General features: G+C 58.8%; 20 protein-coding genes. All 20 read right to left on the minus strand.

The features are described from left to right. Window positions 1-84: 84 nt before the first annotated feature. The 20 genes from V476_RS02230 to fliN all read right to left on the minus strand — a co-directional run bounded on the left by V476_RS02230 (window position 85) and on the right by fliN (window position 18657). Window positions 85-486: a DUF2802 domain-containing protein gene (locus V476_RS02230; RefSeq protein WP_003412376.1), complete on the minus strand. Its 402-nt coding sequence runs from the start codon at window positions 484-486 to the stop codon at window positions 85-87. Then, window positions 487-966, minus strand: coding sequence for a chemotaxis protein CheW (locus V476_RS02235; RefSeq protein ID WP_003343961.1), 480 nt, complete (start codon window positions 964-966; stop codon window positions 487-489). A 57-nt stretch (window positions 967-1023) separates the two neighbouring features. After that, the gene (locus tag V476_RS02240; protein WP_024961252.1) at window positions 1024-1926 is read right to left on the minus strand and encodes a CheW domain-containing protein; all 903 of its coding nucleotides are present in this window, start codon (window positions 1924-1926) and stop codon (window positions 1024-1026) included. 75 nt (window positions 1927-2001) lie between these two features. Then, window positions 2002-2790, minus strand: a complete 789-nt coding sequence (locus tag V476_RS02245; RefSeq protein WP_003316833.1) for a ParA family protein — start codon at window positions 2788-2790, stop codon at window positions 2002-2004. Window positions 2791-2835: 45 nt separating this feature from the next. Continuing rightward, on the minus strand, window positions 2836-3723 hold the full coding sequence (gene motD, locus V476_RS02250) for a flagellar motor protein MotD (protein ID WP_003316832.1): 888 nt from the start codon (window positions 3721-3723) through the stop codon (window positions 2836-2838). 6 nt (window positions 3724-3729) lie between these two features. Beyond that, window positions 3730-4470, minus strand: coding sequence for a flagellar motor protein (locus V476_RS02255; RefSeq protein ID WP_003316831.1), 741 nt, complete (start codon window positions 4468-4470; stop codon window positions 3730-3732). Further along, window positions 4470-5630 (minus strand): protein-glutamate methylesterase/protein-glutamine glutaminase, encoded by a 1161-nt coding sequence (locus V476_RS02260; protein WP_003391381.1) that lies wholly within the window; start codon window positions 5628-5630, stop codon window positions 4470-4472. Before V476_RS02260 ends, V476_RS02255 begins: the two co-directional genes overlap by 1 nt. Before the next feature lie 50 nt (window positions 5631-5680). After that, on the minus strand, window positions 5681-7942 hold the full coding sequence (locus V476_RS02265; protein WP_024961251.1) for a chemotaxis protein CheA: 2262 nt from the start codon (window positions 7940-7942) through the stop codon (window positions 5681-5683). A gap of 33 nt (window positions 7943-7975) precedes the next feature. Continuing rightward, complete coding sequence (locus tag V476_RS02270; protein ID WP_003316828.1) at window positions 7976-8761, minus strand: protein phosphatase CheZ; 786 nt, start codon at window positions 8759-8761, stop codon at window positions 7976-7978. Between the two features lie 19 nt (window positions 8762-8780). Continuing rightward, window positions 8781-9155: a chemotaxis response regulator CheY gene (locus V476_RS02275; RefSeq protein ID WP_161420660.1), complete on the minus strand. Its 375-nt coding sequence runs from the start codon at window positions 9153-9155 to the stop codon at window positions 8781-8783. 256 nt (window positions 9156-9411) lie between these two features. Further along, window positions 9412-10152 (minus strand): RNA polymerase sigma factor FliA, encoded by a 741-nt coding sequence (gene fliA / locus V476_RS02280; protein WP_003316826.1) that lies wholly within the window; start codon window positions 10150-10152, stop codon window positions 9412-9414. Continuing rightward, complete coding sequence (gene fleN, locus V476_RS02285) at window positions 10149-10982, minus strand: flagellar synthesis regulator FleN (protein ID WP_003343974.1); 834 nt, start codon at window positions 10980-10982, stop codon at window positions 10149-10151. Before fleN ends, fliA begins: the two co-directional genes overlap by 4 nt. A 115-nt stretch (window positions 10983-11097) precedes the next feature. Then, complete coding sequence (flhF, locus tag V476_RS02290; protein ID WP_003422173.1) at window positions 11098-12426, minus strand: flagellar biosynthesis GTPase FlhF; 1329 nt, start codon at window positions 12424-12426, stop codon at window positions 11098-11100. Window positions 12427-12437: 11 nt separating this feature from the next. After that, a complete protein-coding gene (flhA, locus tag V476_RS02295; RefSeq protein ID WP_003343980.1) occupies window positions 12438-14567 on the minus strand; it encodes a flagellar biosynthesis protein FlhA in 2130 nt (709 codons plus the stop codon). A gap of 214 nt (window positions 14568-14781) precedes the next feature. Next, window positions 14782-15918, minus strand: a complete 1137-nt coding sequence (gene flhB / locus V476_RS02300; protein ID WP_024684617.1) for a flagellar biosynthesis protein FlhB — start codon at window positions 15916-15918, stop codon at window positions 14782-14784. After that, window positions 15919-16704, minus strand: coding sequence for a flagellar biosynthetic protein FliR (gene fliR / locus V476_RS02305; protein WP_032620940.1), 786 nt, complete (start codon window positions 16702-16704; stop codon window positions 15919-15921). A gap of 6 nt (window positions 16705-16710) precedes the next feature. Continuing rightward, window positions 16711-16980 (minus strand): flagellar biosynthetic protein FliQ, encoded by a 270-nt coding sequence (locus tag V476_RS02310; protein WP_003321783.1) that lies wholly within the window; start codon window positions 16978-16980, stop codon window positions 16711-16713. A 25-nt stretch (window positions 16981-17005) separates the two neighbouring features. Beyond that, a complete protein-coding gene (gene fliP, locus V476_RS02315) occupies window positions 17006-17758 on the minus strand; it encodes a flagellar type III secretion system pore protein FliP (protein WP_003412403.1) in 753 nt (250 codons plus the stop codon). Continuing rightward, on the minus strand, window positions 17758-18198 hold the full coding sequence (fliO, locus tag V476_RS02320) for a flagellar biosynthetic protein FliO (RefSeq protein WP_003343990.1): 441 nt from the start codon (window positions 18196-18198) through the stop codon (window positions 17758-17760). Before fliO ends, fliP begins: the two co-directional genes overlap by 1 nt. Then, window positions 18199-18657, minus strand: a complete 459-nt coding sequence (gene fliN, locus V476_RS02325; protein WP_003316817.1) for a flagellar motor switch protein FliN — start codon at window positions 18655-18657, stop codon at window positions 18199-18201. Between the last annotated feature and the right edge of the window lie 59 nt (window positions 18658-18716).

The raw sequence follows: 18716 nt of genomic DNA on the forward strand, positions 1-18716 counted from the left end.
TTTATCGCGATGGCGCTGACGACGGAGCGTCACGAACTGCATTCCCACGCGGAGCATGGGAACGATAGCCATACGACCGAGAAACTAGCTCGCTGTATTACCGTGCAGTTTGGTCATCAGTTGCGCTTCGGCCTGGGTCAGGCCGCAGGACTGGGTCAGCTCGTCGATGCTGGCACCCATGCCGACCAGACGGGCGGCCTGGGCGAAGGATAGCGTGGAGGGATCGCGCTGCTCCAGAGCGGTGAGCTTGTCCGGCAACGGCGCAACGACGGCACGCAGCTCATGCAACGCCTCGCCCATGCGCACCGTGCCGTTCTGGTAGTTGTCCAGACGCCTGGCCAACTCCTTGATCCGCTGATCCCGCAAGGCAGCCGCATCATCACGCTCGGCGTCGAGCTTGCGCTGACGCCTGGTATGGGCCAGGAACATAAACAGGGTCACTACCCAGAGAATGCCCAGAAAGACGACAGCTACCTCAAAGATCAATCAGATGTTCTCCAGATCGGACCACTCTTCTTCGGACATCATTTTGTCCAGTTCAACCAGAATCAACAGTTCGCCGTTCTTGTTGCAAACGCCCTGAATGAACTTGGCCGATTCGTCGTTACCGACGTTAGGCGCAGTTTCAACTTCTGACTGACGCAAGTAAACCACTTCCGCAACGCTGTCGACCAGAATACCGACCACTTGCTTGTCGGCTTCGATGATCACGATACGCGTGTTGTCGCTGACTTCAACCGGGTCCAGGCCAAAACGCTGACGGGTGTCGATCACCGTCACGACGTTACCGCGCAGGTTGATGATGCCCAGCACGTAGCTTGGCGCACCCGGCACCGGGGCGATTTCAGTGTAGCGCAGCACTTCCTGCACCTGCATTACGTTGATGCCGTAGGACTCGTTGTCCAGGCGGAACGTAACCCATTGCAGAATAGGATCTTCGGAACCTTGTGCAGACGACTTATTCATAACCCCAACCCCTCACGTGTGTTCTTTGCAGGTGACGCCACTGGCATCGACCCATGATTATTTCGACTTGTTCAACTGCTTGACCGCACCACTGGCTATCAGCTCGGCCAACTCTGCTACATCCAGCAACGCGCACATATGCTCGATGACCGTACCCGCCAGCCATGGACGATGACCTCGCTGCGCGCGCCATTTGATCTCGTTCGGATCAAGACGCAACGAACGGCTGACCTGATGCACCGCCAGCCCCCACTCGTATCCCTGCACCGAAATCACATACTGCAATCCCTGGCGAAAATCGTCGCGGTAGCGATCAGGCATGATCCAGCGCGCGGTATCCAACACTTTCAGGTTGCCTGCCTGACACGGCAGGATCCCGAGAAACCAGTCCGGCTGACCGAACAGCGGCGTCAGCTCCTGCCCCGCCAGCGGATATATCGACCCCAGGCACACCAGCGGCACCGCCAGTGTCAGACCGGCCACATCGAACAACAGGCATTCGAATGGCTCGGCAGCCCATGCCGGACGACCATCACTGGTCGGCGGTGGTGTAGGGGTACGCCGGGCTGCCAGCGTGCTCAACTCGGCGACCGGTTCCACCAGCGCAACGGTTGTCACTGCCTCTTCAACCTGAGCCACTTCAACCTGCACCGCTTCGGCAACGATCACCGGAGCGACTTCAACCACTGGCGCGGGCGCTGCTACCTGCACCTTGACAGCCACCGGAGCCGGCGCGGCAACCGCGACCGCCAGCGGCTTGATCTGCGCCTGCATCCGCGCATCAAAGGCCTGCTCTTCGAGCACAGCCGCCTGAAATTCATCGATGCTGCTGACGGGCTCTTCGAGCACTTCAGTCGCGTCGTACAGCAGTGCGTCCAGGTAGGACTGCAAAGCCAGTTTGGGTCGTGTTGCTACTTCTACAGGGCGGTTCATACCGGGGCCCAACGAAAAATGGAGCATGTGCAGCCTGATACAGTTATCGGCCGCATTGAGGCATCACTTGAGCAAACAATGCAGAAAGAGTAGACGTTCACGTCAGGCCACCTGCGCATTGAGCTGCTCGGCGAGCATATGCTTGAGCAATGCCCGGTAAGCGATCACACCGCGACTCTTGCTGTCGTTCTGCGACGGCGTAAGCCCCAGACGGCTGGCATCGCGCAGTCGTGTATCGACCGGCACGTAGGCTTGCCAGACATGCTCGGGGAAGCTGTCGCGCAACAGTTTCAAGGTGCCCATCGATGCCTGGGTACGGCGGTCGAACAAGGTCGGCACGATGGTGTAAGGCAACGGCACCTTACGCGAACGATTGATCATGGTCAGCGTATTGACCATGCGCTCCAGACCTTTCACGGCCAAAAACTCGGTCTGCACCGGAATCGCCAGTTGCTGGCTGGCCGCCAGTGCATTGACCATGAGAACGCCCAGCAGCGGCGGACTGTCGATCAACGCATAGTCAAAATCCTGCCACAACTGAGCCAGGCTTTTCGCGACAACCAGACCCAGGCCGCTCTGGCCGGGTGACTGGCGCTCCAGCGTGGCAAGCGCGGTGCTGGAGGGGATCAACGAGATGCGTTTATCGCTGGTAGGCAGCAACAACTGGCCGGGAAGACCGTCCGGTACAGCACCTTTATGCAGAAACAGATCGAAAGCGCTGTGTTCCAGCTCGTCCGGGTTATGCCCGAAATAACTGGTCATGGAGCCGTGAGGGTCCAGATCGACCACAACCACGCGCTTACCTGAGTCGGCCAGCAAACCGGCCAGGGCAATGGTCGTGGTGGTCTTTCCGACTCCACCTTTCTGGTTGGCTACTGCCCAGACTCTCATTAATTGTTTTCCTTGCGTACAGCGACGACCATACCGATACGATGTTTAGGGGGCGGGTGACGGAGAATTGACGGCGTTCGCGCGTACCGGCGGCTTTGCTGGCACCGGTGCAGTTTGTGTGCCAGCACGCCGCAATGCAGCATCAGGCTGCACATTGGCCGATCCAGCGCTGGTCAGGCTGCGGCGAACGTCCAGATTGCGCGAGATAACCAGCACTACACGGCGGTTCTTGGCGCGTCCGGCCGTGCTGGTGTTGGGAACGATCGGCTGAAATTCACCGTAGCCCACCGAAGCGAGTCGCGCCGGATTGACGCCGTCCATGGCCAACATGCGCACAATGCTGGCAGAACGTGCCGAAGACAGCTCCCAGTTGGTCGGGAATTGTGCAGTGCTGATCGGCTGGTCGTCGGTAAAGCCCTCGACATGGATCGGGTTGTCGAAGCGTTTGACGATTCCGGCGACCTTTTCGATGATGGTGAACGCCTTGTCGCTGGGCATCGCATCGCCGCTGCCGAAAAGCATGCTGGAGTTGAGCTCGATCTCGATCCACAGTTCGTTGCCACGCACCGTCATCTGATCGGACTTGATCAGGTCACCGAACGCATCGCGCACGTCCTGGGCAATGGTCTGCAACGGGTCATCGGACGCCTGACCTATACCGGCGTCAGTCTGCTCGCTGTCCTTGACCAGGGGCTCGGCAGGCTTGACCGAGACCGGGCGCTGCTCACCGATGGGGATCGGCTTCATGGTGCGTTCAGTGTCGTTGAATACGCCAACCAATGCCTGGGACAGGATCTTGTACTTGCCTTCGTTGACCGAGGAAATCGAGTACATCACCACGAAAAACGCGAACAGCAAGGTAATGAAGTCGGCATACGACACCAGCCAGCGTTCGTGATTTTCATGTTCTTCGACCTGACGACGGCGAGCCATGCGTTGTTACTCCATGAAGCCTTGCAGCTTGAGTTCGATGGAGCGCGGGTTTTCACCCTCGGCGATGGACAAAAGACCTTCAAGCAACATTTCGCGGTAACGCGCCTGACGGTGGGCAATGGCCTTGAGTTTGTTCGCCACTGGCAAAAGGATCAGGTTGGCCATGGCCACGCCGTAGATGGTGGCGACGAAGGCCACCGCAATACCACTGCCCAGCTGGCTGGGATCAGCCAGGTTGCCCATGACATGGATCAGGCCCATGACTGCGCCGATGATACCCACGGTCGGCGCGTAGCCGCCCATGCTTTCGAATACTTTCGCAGCCTGAATATCGCGGGTTTCCTGCGTGATGAAATCCACTTCAAGAATGCTGCGAATCGCGGCGGGTTCTGCACCGTCGACCAACAGTTGCAGGCCCTTGCGCGAATAACCGTCGGGCTCGGAATCAGCTACGGTTTCCAGACCCAGCAAGCCCTCTTTGCGAGCGGTCATGCTCCAGCCGATCACTCGATCGACACCGCCAGGCAGATCGATACGTGGCGGAAAAATGATCCAGTGGATAATTTTCATGGCACGCATGAACGCGTTCATCGGCGACTGCAACAGCGAAGCACCGAGTGTACCGCCCAACACGATCAGCGCCGCCGGACCATTGAGCAAGGCACCGAGGTGCCCGCCTTCGAGAAAATTACCACCAATGATTGCGACAAACGCCAGGATCAGACCGATAAGGCTCAGTACATCCATCAGAGACAGGCCTCTACCAGGTGCCGACCGATGTCGTCGAGACTGTAGATCGCATCCGCGAGTTCAGCCTTGACGATGGCCATCGGCATGCCATAAATCACGCAGCTCGCTTCATCCTGAGCCCACACGGTACTGCCAGCCTGCTTGAGCAAACGCGCGCCCTCGCGGCCGTCGGCGCCCATGCCGGTCAAGACCACCGAAAGCACTTTATCGCCGTAGGACTTGGCGGCAGAGCCGAAGGTGATGTCGACGCAAGGCTTGTAATTGAGGCGCTCGTCGCCCGGCAGAATCTTCACCGTGCCGCGTCCGTCAACCATCATCTGCTTGCCACCCGGTGCCAGCAGCGCCAGACCAGGACGCAGCACGTCGCCGTCTTCTGCTTCCTTGACGCTGATCTTGCACAGTTTGTCGAGACGCTCGGCAAACGCCTTGGTAAACGCCGCAGGCATGTGCTGAATCAGCACCAGTGGTGCCGGAAAGTTGGCTGGCAGTTGGGTCAGTACGCGTTGCAGTGCGACCGGGCCGCCCGTTGACGTGCCTATGGCCACCAGTTTGTAGGCCTTACGCTTGGCCGTGCCTGACGTCGTCGGGTGCGCCGGTGCATGATGGGCCGGGGCGGCCGAAGCGGCAGCAGGTGTTGCCGTGCGTGACGGCACCGCCCTGGCGGGTGCCGGGGCTGGCGCAGAAGCGCGGCTGGTCAACGTCGACGGAGCCGGTGCTGCCGGAGTTGCACTGGCTGAACCGAACCCGCTGGAACGACGATTGCTGCGTGAGATGCTGTTGATTTTCTCGCACAGCAGTTGCTTGACCTTCTGCGGGTTGCGCGAGATATCTTCGAAATTCTTGGGCAGAAAATCCACCGCACCGGCGTCTAGAGCATCCAGCGTCACGCGCGCACCTTCGTGCGTCAGCGACGAGAACATCAATACCGGGGTGGGGATACGCTGCATGATATGGCGAACTGCCGTAATGCCATCCATCATCGGCATTTCGTAGTCCATGGTGATGACATCCGGCTTGAGCGCCAGCGCCTGCTCAATCGCTTCCTTGCCGTTGGTGGCGGTGCCGACCACTACAATGTTGGGGTCCGAAGAAAGAATTTCCGTAACGCGGCGGCGGAAAAAACCGGAATCATCCACCACCAGGACCTTGACTGCCATAAACACTCCAATAGGTGCCGCAGGCAGCCAGGCTGCCCGCGACCCCGGGTTCAGATACGCCGTGCGGCGTAACGCTTGAGCATGCTGGGTACATCGAGAATCAAGGCGATGCGACCGTCACCGGTGATGGTGGCGCCCGACATACCCGGCGTACCTTGCAGCATCTTGCCCAGCGGTTTGATGACCACTTCTTCCTGACCGACCAGTTGATCGACGACAAAGCCGATGCGCTGAGTGCCGACCGTGAGGATTACCACGTGCCCTTCGCGCTGCTCCTCGTGAGCCGCCGAACTGACCAGCCAGCGCTTGAGGTAGAACAGCGGCAAGGCCTTGTCACGTACGATCACCACTTCCTGGCCATCAACCACGTTGGTAGTCGACAGGTTCAGGTGGAAGATTTCGTTGACGTTGACCAGCGGGAAAGCGAAAGCCTGGTTGCCCAGCATCACCATCAGGGTCGGCATGATCGCCAAGGTCAACGGCACCTTGATGACGATCTTCGAACCCTGGCCCTTGGTCGAGTAGATGTTGATCGAGCCGTTGAGCTGGGAGATCTTGGTCTTGACCACGTCCATGCCCACACCGCGACCCGACACATCGGAAATCTCGGTCTTGGTCGAGAAGCCCGGCGCGAAGATCAGGTTGTAGCAATCGGTGTCACTCAACCGATCGGCTGCATCCTTGTCCATGACGCCGCGCTTCACTGCAATGGAGCGCAGTACGTTAGGGTCCATGCCCTTGCCGTCATCGGAAATCGACAGCAGGATATGGTCGCCTTCCTGCTCTGCCGAAAGGATCACACGACCGCCGCGGGACTTGCCCGTGGCTTCGCGCTCTTCCGGCGTTTCGATACCGTGGTCGACTGCGTTACGCACCAAGTGGACCAGTGGATCGGCAAGCGCCTCTACGAGGTTCTTGTCAAGGTCGGTCTCTTCACCGACCAGTTCCAGGTTGATCTCTTTCTTGAGCTGGCGAGCCAGGTCACGGACCAGACGCGGGAAGCGGCCGAAGACTTTCTTGATCGGCTGCATGCGGGTTTTCATCACCGCAGTCTGCAGATCGGCAGTCACCACATCCAGGTTGGAAACTGCCTTGGACATGGCTTCATCGCCGTTGTTGAGACCCAGGCGCACCAGACGGTTACGCACCAGCACCAGCTCGCCGACCATGTTCATGATCTCGTCCAGTCGGGCGGTATCGACACGAACCGTGGTTTCGGCTTCTGTCGCCACCGGCTTTTCGCCGGTAGGCGCAGGAGTGCGCGCAGGGACCGGAGCCGCCGCGGGTTTGGCCGGCTCGGCTTTAGCAGCAGGCGCCGGAGCAGGCTTGGCTACAGGAGGTGGCGGAGCAGCCGCTGCGGTCGGAGCAGGCGCCTTGGCAACGATCGCCTCAGGCTCGAACTTGCCCTTGCCATGCAATTCGTCGAGCAGGCTTTCGAATTCGTGATCGGTGATTTCGTCCGAAGCAGCAGCGGGTGCCTTGGCCGCAACGGCTACAGGTGCAGCAGCTACCGGAGCCGCTACGGCGCCATCAAACGAGCCTTTGCCGTGTAGTTGATCGAGCAACGCTTCGAATTCGTCGTCGGTGATTTCATCACCGGCAGGCGCTGCACTGCCCTGCGCCACAGGTGCACGTGCCGGAGCAGGAGCAGCGTCAGCCGCAAACTTGCCCTTGCCATGCAACTGATCAAGCAGGGATTCGAATTCCTGATCGGTGATTTCATCACCCGCCGGCGCAGCCGCAACCGCTGCTGGCGCCGTTGCAGGCGCTGCAGATACCGGGTTTGAGCCGTGCAGCGAATCGAGCAACTGCTCGAATTCATCATCGGTAATCTCGTCGCCAGCGGCTGGCTCCGCAACCGCAGCAGCAGCCTGGACTTCAACCACCGGCTCAGGTTCAGGAGCCGCTACTTCATCGGCGGATTGTGGCTCGGCCAGACGCGCCAGCGCGGCCAGCAGTTCTGGCGTCGCCGGAGTTACATCAGTCCGTTCACGTACCTGACCGAACATGCTGTTGACGGTGTCCAATGCTTCCAGGACCACGTCCATCAATTCGGAATCGACGCGACGTTCACCCTTACGCAGGATGTCGAACACGTTTTCGGCGATGTGGCAGCACTCCACCAGCTCATGGAGCTGGAGGAAGCCGGCGCCCCCTTTTACAGTGTGAAAACCGCGAAAAATTGCATTGAGCAGATCAGCATCATCCGGTCGGCTTTCCAGCTCGACCAATTGCTCTGACAACTGCTCCAGAATTTCGCCGGCCTCTACCAGAAAATCCTGAAGGATTTCTTCATCGGCGCCGAAGCTCATGGGGTGCTCCCTAAAATTAACCGTCAACAGACCTTAGAAGCCGAGGCTCGATAGCAGATCGTCTACATCATCCTGTCCGGATACGACGTCTTCACGTTTATCGGCATGAATCTGCGGACCTTCACCCTGAGCGAGATGTTTTTTAGGATCTTTTTCATCGAGGATGGATTGTTCGTCATGTTCGATGCCTGCAAAGCGATCGACATGACTGGCCATGAGCACCAGTTTGAGCAGATTGCTCTCGACTTCAGTGACCAGTTGCGTCACTCGCTTGATAACCTGACCGGTAAGGTCCTGGTAATCCTGGGCGAGCAGAATGTCGTTGAGATGCGCGGAAACCTGATGGGTTTCCTTCTCGGTGCGCGTCAGAAAACCATCGACCCGCTTGGCCAGCTCGCGGAACTCTTCGGCACCGATTTCGCGGCGCATGAAACGTCCCCAGTCGTCGCTCAACGCCTTGGCGTCGGAACTCAGGCCGTTCATGACCGGCGTACTCTCCTCCACCAGGTCCATGGTGCGGTTGGCCGCATTCTCGGTCAGCCTCACCACATACGACAGGCGCTCGGTAGCATCCGTGATCTGCGACACTTCCTCGGCTTGAGGCATGTGCGGATCGATGTGAAAGTTTACGATTGCACTGTGCAGCTCACGAGTCAGCTTGCCCACTTCCTGATAAAGGCCGCGGTCGCGTGTCTGGTTGAGTTCGTGAATCAGTTGCACAGCGTCACCGAAACGACCCTTTTCAAGGCTGGTGACAAGTTCCTGCGCGTGTCTCTTTAAGGTCGACTCAAAGTCGGCCATCGAATCATTGTTATCCATAGCGCCCTCGCGGCTTGCATCAGCTATTGACGCGTTCAAAGATCTTGTCGATCTTGTCTTTCAGGGCTTGGGCAGTGAATGGCTTGACTACATAGCCGTTCACCCCAGCCTGGGCAGCTTCAATGATCTGCTCACGCTTGGCTTCGGCAGTGACCATCAGCACGGGAAGGCTCTTGAGGCGTTCGTCCTTGCGGACTTCGCGCAGCAGATCGATACCGGACATGCCAGGCATGTTCCAGTCCGTCACCAGAAAGTCAAAGGCACCGCTCTGCAGCATCGGCAATGCGGTCAGACCATCATCCGCTTCCGATGTGTTGGTAAACCCCAGATCACGCAAAAGGTTCTTGATGATCCGCCGCATCGTTGAGAAGTCATCAACGATGAGGATTTTCATGTTCTTGTCCAATTCGACCTCCAAGCAGTCTTTAACGCGTTCAGCACCTGAACACGCTGTTCACTCAATACTGGCACAGCACACCTCCGGCTGTACGAAACGACGACGGGCTTGGCACAACAACAGGCAAGGACCTGAGAAACAAGCCCATCAAGGCAATGCCTGACAGGCTTCTGACGAGTCCATCCTGTTACCACGTAACGCTCTGCACAGCCGGCTTGCAGCCAACGTGCGGCCAAGGACCGCACATTGCCTGTCAACGCGCTCGCCACTCCCCCAAACGCCCTCGCAAACGAGCTGCGCACTGGCTGTGTAACTGACTGACCCGAGATTCGCTGACCCCAAGAACCTCTCCGATTTCCTTGAGGTTCAGCTCTTCGTCGTAGTACAGCGCCAACACCAGACGCTCGCGCTCTGGCAGATTGGCAATTGCATCGGCCAACGCAGCCTGGAAACGCTCGTCTTCCAGGTCGCGCGACGGCTCAAGCGATCCGCTTGCGCCATCCTCGTGCAGCCCTTCATGATCGCCGTCCTGCAGCAGGTCGTCGAAACTGAAGAGGCGGCTGCCCAAGGTGTCATTCAAAATCCCGTAGTAATCATCGAGACTCAACTGGAGTTCGGCCGCAACCTCGTGATCTTTAGCGTCACGGCCGGTTTTAGCTTCAATTGACCGAATTGCGTCGCTGACCATGCGCGTATTGCGGTGTACCGAGCGTGGCGCCCAGTCACCCTTGCGCACTTCATCGAGCATCGCACCACGGATGCGAATGCCAGCATAGGTCTCGAAACTCGCACCCTTGGTGGAATCATACTTGGTGGAGACTTCAAGCAGGCCGATCATGCCGGCCTGGATCAGATCCTCGACCTGCACGCTGGCCGGCAAGCGCGCCAGCAGATGATAAGCGATACGCTTGACCAGTGGCGCATAGCGCTCGATCAACTCGTACTGTGAATTACGGGAAGTCTTGCTGTACATCTGGTAGCCGCTCGCAGTCATTGCACAGGCCCTGCACTGGTCTGGTGAACGAGTCGCTCAACGAAGAACTCGAGATGACCCCGCGGATTGGCTGGCAACGGCCAGGTATCAACCTTCTGGGCAATGGCCTTGAAGGCCAGTGCACATTTGGAACGCGGGAATGCTTCGTAAACAGCGCGCTGTTTCTGTACCGCCTTGCGTACGCACTCGTCGTACGGCACGGCACCTACATACTGCAGAGCAACATCGAGAAAACGATCCGTCACTTTGGTCAGTTTGGCGAACAGGTTGCGCCCTTCCTGCGGGCTCTGTGCCATGTTGGCCAGCACCCGGAAGCGGTTCATGCCGTAATCGCGGTTGAGCAGTTTGATCAGGGCGTAGGCATCGGTGATCGACGTGGGCTCATCGCACACCACCAGCAGCACTTCCTGAGCGGCGCGCACGAAGCTGACCACCGACTCACCGATACCGGCGGCTGTGTCGATCACCAGCACATCGAGGTTGTCGCCAATCTCACTGAACGCCTGGATCAAGCCCGCATGCTGGGCGGGCGACAGATGCACCATGCTCTGGGTGCCGGAAGCGGCGGGTACGATTCGAACCCCGCCCGGCCCCTGCAACAGCACGTCGCGCAACTCACAACGCCCCTCCATGACATCGGCAAGCGTGCGTTTGGGCGTCAACCCAAGCAGCACGTCGACATTGGCCAGACCCAGATCGGCGTCCAGCAGCATGACGCGACGGCCAAGCTCGGCGAGGGCCAGTGAAAGGTTCACTGACACGTTAGTCTTACCGACGCCACCTTTGCCACCGGTCACCGCGATAACCTGTACGGGATGCATGCTGCCCATGTTATTTCTTTACCTTGTCTTGCGTAGACCGAAACCACATCGAGGGCTGCACGTTCGCAAATGAACACTGTATGGCAGACCGTTGACGCAGGGACATTCCAATAATATCCATCACTTAACCCACTCTCTTGCCAGGGGTGTGATAGAGGTCAGCAAACATATCAGCCATTGCTTCTTCGCTAGGCTCGTCCTGCATCTGCACACTCACAGCGCGGCTTACCAACTGATGACGACGCGGAGTATGCAGGTCATCAGGAATACGTGGTCCGTCCGTGAGGTAGGCCACAGGTAGTTCGTGACTGATCGCCAGGCTCAGGACTTCACCAAGGCTGGCAGTTTCATCAAGCTTGGTCAGAATGCATCCGGCCAGGCCACAACGTTTGTAACTGTGATACGCGGCTGTCAGCACCTGCTTCTGGCTGGTGGTTGCCAGTACCAGATAGTTGCGCGACTTGATGCCGCGACCCGCGAGGCTTTCCAGCTGCATGCGCAGCGCAGGATCACTGGCTTGCAGGCCGGCGGTGTCAATCAGTACCACGCGTTTGCGCAACAGCGGTTCCAGCGCCTGAACCAGAGACTGGCCAGGATCGATATGGGTGACCGGTACGTTGAGGATGCGCCCAAGGGTCTTGAGCTGCTCCTGCGCGCCGATACGGAAACTGTCCATGCTGACCAGTGCGATATTCTGCGGGCCGTACTTCAGCACGTAACGTGCTGCCAGTTTGGCCAGGGTGGTGGTCTTGCCCATTCCGGCAGGACCGACCATTGCAATCACGCCGCCCTCTTCGAGCGGCTCGACTTCGGGTACGGCGATCATGCGGGCCAGGTGCGCCAGCAGCATGCGCCAGGCCTGACGAGGCTCGTCAATCTCCGGAATCATCGACAGCAGGTCGCGTGACAGCGGGCCGGACAGGCCGACACGTTGCAGGCGGCGCCAAAGGTTGGCTTGCTGCGGACGACTGCCCTGCAGCTGGTTCCAGGCCAGCGAGCCGAGCTGGACTTCCAGCAACTCACGCAGGCCGTTCAATTCGGAGCGCATCGAGTCATAGGCGCGCTGGCCAATGGCAGGCTCGGCGGCCTGTGCCGGTGCGTACGCGAATGGACGCGGCGGCTCTTCGAGCGTCGGCTCAATGTGCGTATCGGCAGGGTTGGCCGGCTTGCCGGAAAACAGCTGCAGGTTGATCGATGCGTCGCTGTCGCTGCGGTTGTTCAATTCGGCCTGGGCGGAGACGATGCGCGACTGAGTCTTGCGCAGCTCGTCTTCCAGTTCCATGTTCGGCACACGCGGTGCCAGGGCGGACAGCTTGTAATCCAGAGCAGCAGTCAGCTCTACGCCACCGGCAATGCGCCGGTTACCGATGATGGCCGCTTCAGCGCCCAGCTCATCGCGAACCAGCTTCATGGCTTGACGCATATCGGCGGCGAAAAATCGCTTAACTTGCATGACTCACTACCTCAGCCGTTTGGCCCGACAGTCGCTACGATGGTTACTTGCTTGTTGTCCGGAATTTCCTGGTACGCCAGAACATGCATGTTCGGTACAGCCAATCGTCCAAATCGTGACAGCATCGCCCGGACAGGCCCTGCTACCAGAAGAATTACCGGCAACCCTTGCATCTCCTGACGCTGGGCGGCCTCGATCAACGAACGCTGGAGCTTCTCAGCCATGCTTGGCTCAAGAAGAACGCCTTCTTCCTGACCCTGACCAGCCTTCTGCAAACTATTGAGCAATATCTGTTCCAACCTTGGTTCCAGAGTGATAACAGGCAGCTCCGGCTCAACGCCTACAATGCTTTGGACGATTGCGCGACTCAGACCAACGCGCACCGCGGCCACCAAAGCGGCGGTATCTTGACTCTTCCCGGCGTTGTTGGCGATAGCCTCTGCAATGCTGCGAATATCACGGACAGGTACGTGTTCAGCCAGCAGCGCTTGCAGCACGTTGAGCAGCGAGGACAGCGACAGCACGCCAGGTACCAGCTCTTCAGCCAGCTTGGGCGAGCTTTTGGCCAGCAATTGCATCAATTGCTGGACTTCCTCGTGGCCGATCAGCTCATGCGAATGCTTGTAGAGAATCTGGTTCAAGTGAGTCGCCACTACAGTACTGGCATCGACCACCGTGTACCCCAGCGACTGAGCCTGACTGCGCTGGCTTATTTCGATCCACACGGCTTCCAGACCAAACGCCGGATCTCTGGCGGTGATGCCGTTAAGGGTGCCGAACACTTGACCGGGGTTGATCGCCAGCTCGCGATCCGGGTAGATCTCGGCCTCGGCCAGAATCACGCCCATCAGTGTCAGACGATAGGCGCTTGGCGCCAGATCAAGGTTGTCGCGAATGTGCACGGTGGGCATCAGAAAACCGAGCTCTTGCGAGAGCTTCTTGCGCACACCCTTGATACGCGCCAGCAACTGACCACCCTGATTGCGATCCACCAGCGGAATCAGGCGGTAACCTACTTCCAGGCCGATGATATCGATGGGGGTGACGTCATCCCAGCCCAGCTCCTTGGAGTCTTGAACGCGGGTCGGTGACGGCAGCAGGTCCTGTTGACGCTGCACTTCGGCCAGCGCCTCGACCTTCACCTGGTTGTCTTTCTTCCACAGCAGGTAAGCACCACCTGCGGCCACCAGGCCAAGGCCGATGAAGGAGAAATGCGGCATGCCTGGCACCAGACCCATCACGATCATGATGGCGGCAGATACAGCCAGCGCCTTGGGCGAGGCAAACATCTGGCGATTGATCAGCTTGCCCATCTCTTCAGAACCGGAAGCACGGGTCACCATGATCGCGGCAGCGGTGGACAGCAGCAGTGATGGCAATTGCGCCACCAAACCGTCACCGATGGTCAACAGGGTGTAAACGCGACCCGCATCGGCGAAGGTCATGTTGTGCTGAAAGATACCGACCAGCATGCCGCCGATCAGGTTGATGAACAGAATCAGCAGGCCGGCAATCGCGTCACCGCGTACAAACTTGCTGGCACCGTCCATGGACCCGTAGAACTCGGCTTCCTGGGCCACTTCGGCACGACGGCGCTTGGCTTCCGGCTGGTCGATAAGACCGGCGTTGAGATCGGCGTCGATCGCCATCTGTTTGCCGGGCATCGCGTCGAGGGTGAAGCGCGCGCTTACCTCGGAAATACGGCCGGCACCCTTGGTGATAACCACGAAGTTGATGATCATCAGAATCGCGAACACCACGATACCGACGACGTAGTTGCCACCGATCACCACTTCACCGAAGGCCTGAATCACCTTGCCCGCCGCGGCGTGGCCGTCCTGGCCGTGAAGCATCACCACCCGGGTGGAAGCCACGTTCAGCGCCAGACGCAGCAACGTGGCGACCAGCAGAATGGTCGGAAACACAGAAAAATCCAGCGGCCGCAGGGCGTATACGCAGACCAGCAGCACGACGATGGACAGTGCAATGTTGAACGTGAAAAGTACGTCCAGCAGGAACGGCGGCATGGGCAACATCATCATTGCCAGCATGATCAGCAACAACAACGGAACGCCCAACTGACCACGGCCCAGGCCTGTGATGTTGCTGCGTGCGCTACTGAGTAATTGAGAGCGATCCACTGATTCGTTACCTGCGCACTAGATCAAAACATTGACGCCGATGGCGCCCTGTATCGACCCTGTTGCAAAAAGCTGTCCAACTTTTACAAAGCCAGCGGCGGTAAGGTTTTAGAGACACAAGCCAGGTTAAACCGGAGCGCGGACCGCCCGGAACGGCATGCCCACGCGGAGCATGGGCAAGATGGTGGTCTGCCGGCAACGAAGGGAGAGCGGGCTACGCGTCGCGCTGCAGGTCGGGAGGAATCTTGATGTCGCCCAGAGGGTCGGGGCGCTTGCCCTGACCGGCGCGGAACTGGCGGATCTGGTAGACGTAGGCCAGCACCTGTGCGACCGCCAGATACAGGCCGGCGGGGATTTCCTGGTCAAGCTCGGTGCTGTAGTAGATAGAACGCGCCAGTGCCGCAGACTCCAGAATCAGGATCTCGTTATGCGCGCCGATTTCGCGAATTTTCAGTGCCACCAGGTCAGTACCCTTGGCCAGCAACATCGGCGCCCCGCCCTGTTCGGGATCGTATTTCAGGGCGACGGCAAAGTGTGTCGGGTTGGTAATGATCACGTCGGCCTCGGGGACGGAGGCCATCATGCGTCGCTGGGACATTTCACGCTGCAGCTGACGAATGCGCTGCTTGACCTCCGGGCTGCCCTCGCTGTTCTTGTGCTCGTCGCGCACTTCCTGCTTGGTCATCAGCAGCTTCTTGTGCGCCTCATACAACACAAACGGCACATCCGCCGCCGCGATAAATATCAGGCCACACGCCATCCAGAAACTGCTCCAGCCCACCACCATCAGGCTATGGATCATGGCCTGCTCGAGCGGCTCGTGAGCAATCGCAACCAGGTCCTTGCGCTCGTTGTTAAGAACCACCAGCGCCACGGCCAGGATGATCAGAAATTTTCCGAAGGACTTGAGCAATTCAACCAGCGCATGCGGCGAGAACATGCGCTTTAGCCCCGCTGCCGGGTTCATCCGGCTGAACTTGGGCATCAACGATTTGGTTGCGAACAGCCAGCCGCCGAGCATGATCGGCCCCACCAATGCAGCGACCAGCATGGCGATCAGAAACGGCAGGACCACGATCAGCGCATGCATCCCGGAACTGAGCAGCGCCTTGCCCATGTAAGACTGATCCATCAGGGTTTCACGGGATATCGTGAAATTGTCGCGCATCAGCTCGGACATCATCAGGGCGATATCGGAGCCGAACACCAGTAAACCGCCCGCCCCCATCAGCATCACTACCAGCGTGGTTAGTTCCTTGGAGCGCGCGATCTGGCCGTCAGCCCGTGAGTCCTTGACCTTTTTTTCCGTGGGGTCTTCTGTTTTGTCCTGGCCATTCTCGTTTTCTGCCATTCAACGAGCCCTCACCATGTCGCGCAACGCCTGCAAGGCCTGCGTAGCGATCGGTTGATACTGATTGAGAATGTCGCCCATCGTCATCCACAGAATGACCATGCCCATGACCAGCGTAAGCGGGAAGCCGATGGAAAAGATGTTGAGTTGCGGCGCGGCGCGGGTCATGACCCCGAAAGCGATGTTAATGATCAGCAGCGCGGTAATCGCAGGCAACACCAGTCGCATGCCCGAAGCCAGTACCCAGCCCAACCCATTGGCCAGCTCCCAGAAGTTATTGACCAGCAAACCACTGCCGACCGGCATCGTGGTAAAGCTCTCGACGAGAATCTCCAGCACCACCAGATGGCCATTCATGGCCAGGAACAACAGGGTGACCAGCATCGTGAAGAATTGGCCGATGGTCGCGGAGGAAACACCGTTGGTAGGGTCGACCATCGACGCAAAGCCCATCCCCATCTGCGTCGAGATGATCTGCCCCGCGACCACGAAGATATGGAAGAACAACTGCAGCGACAGGCCCATCCCGGCGCCGATGATGATCTGCTCACCGATCAGCAACAACGCGCTCAGGTCGAGCGCCTGCACGGGCGGCATGGCAGGTAGCGCAGGCGCGACCACCACGGTAATCGCCACGGCGAGGTACATGCGTACGCGACGCGGGACCAGTGTGGTGCCGATGATCGGCATGGTCATCAGCAACGCGATGATGCGAAATAGCGGCAGCATGAAACTCGCTACCCAGGTACTGATCTGGGTATCGGTCAGCGCAAGCATCGGCTGCATGCAGTGCTAGCCGATCAGTGTCGGAATACTGGTGTACAACGACAGCATGTATTCCATGAATATTTTCAACAGCCACGGGCCGATGACGATGAGGGTGATGAGCATCACCAGCAGGCGCGGCAGGAAGCTCAAGGTCTGTTCGTTGATCTGCGTGGCGGCCTGAAACATGGCCACCAGCAGACCGCACAACAGACTTGGCACTACAAGAATCGCGACCAGCACAGTAGTCAGCCACAGGGCCTCGCGGAACAGATCGACGGCTACTTCCGGCGTCATCGGGCAGACTCCTCAGTAAAACGGCTCATACGCCACCAAAACTGCCAGCCAGGGTGCCGACAATCAGCGCCCAGCCGTCCACCAGCACAAACAACATGATCTTGAACGGCAGAGAAATGATCAGCGGCGACAGCATCATCATACCCATCGCCATCAGCACACTGGCCACCACCATATCGATGATCAGAAACGGAATGAAGATCATGAAACCGATCTGAAACGCCGTCTTGAGTTCCGAAATCACGAACGCCGGAACCAGAATGGTCAATGGCGCGGCATCCGGGGTCGGGATGTCGGTACGCTTGGACAAGCGCATGAACAGCTCGAGGTCACTGGTGCGCGTCTGGGCCAGCATGAAGTCCTTGATCGGCACCTGCGCCTTGGCCACCGCATCCTGCGCCGAAAGCTTCTCGGCCAGATAAGGCTGCAAGGCATCCTGATTCACCCGGTCGAAGACCGGCGCCATGATGAACATGGTCAGAAACAACGCCATGCCGGTGAGGATCTGGTTCGACGGCGTCTGCTGCAGGCCGAGGGCCTGACGCAGAATCGAGAAGACGATGATGATTCGCGTGAAGCTGGTCATCAACATGACGAACGCCGGAATGAAGCTCAGCGCAGTCATGATCAGCAGAATCTGCAGACTGACCGAATACTCCTGCTGACCATCGGCACCGTTGGACAGCGTGATCGCCTGGATCGACAGTGGATCGGCCGCCAACGCAGCAGGCGTCACCATGACCAGCAACAGCAGTATCAGGAAACGCAAGGCGCCCATTACTTCTTGTCCTTATCCTTGCCCATCAGCTCCATCAGGCGCTGAGCGAATTCAGGGGTAGCCTGCTCGCGCACCGGCACCTGTACGGGCTCCTTGAGCACATGCAGAGGCGTGATTCGCCCGGGCGTAATGCCCAGCAGCACTTGTTCATTACCGATCTGCACAAGCACCAGCCGATCACGCGGGCCCAGTGCGCGCGAACTCACCAGCTCGATCACCTGATTGCTGTTCGGCCCGACGCGCTGCACCCGGCGCATCAGCCAGGCGAGCACGAAAATCAGACCAATCACCAGGATCAGACCGAACAGCAATTGCACCACCTGCCCGCCCATGCCGCCGGAGACCGTGTTGGCCACTTGCGCAGGTGCCGCCTGAGCGGCGGGTTCGGCAGCCCAGGCCAGCGATGGCAGGGTCAGCAAAACACTCAGCCAGCGCCTCACTTAGCGCAGCTTCTTGATGCGTTCGCTCGGGCTGATCACGTCGGTCAGACGGATGCCGAACTTTTCGTTGACCACCACCACTTCGCCATGCGCGATCAGTGTGCCGTTGACCAGCACATCCAGGGGTTCGCCTGCCAGACGGTCCAGCTCGATCACCGAGCCCTGGTTGAGCTGCAACAGGTTACGAATGTTGATGTCGGTGCTGCCTACTTCCATGGAAATCGACACCGGAATGTCGAGAATCACATCCAGGTTGGGACCATCCAGAGAAACCGGACCGGTGCTTTTCGGCACGCTGCCGAACTCCTCCATAGCCATCCGGCTACCCGAATTGCCGGCGTCCGCAGCCAGCAACGCATCAATATCAGCCTGACTGTCGCCAGCTTCGCCCAATGCAGCAGCCCATTCATCGGCCAATGCCTGGTCTTCAGCAGACGTCATATCGTTTTCATCAGCCATCGGTTGTCCTCTGCACGCAGTATTTCAGTTACGCAACAATTTCCGACGCAGACCTGAAA

This window comes from Pseudomonas syringae KCTC 12500, from assembly GCF_000507185.2.
Taxonomy (GTDB): domain Bacteria; phylum Pseudomonadota; class Gammaproteobacteria; order Pseudomonadales; family Pseudomonadaceae; genus Aquipseudomonas; species Aquipseudomonas syringae.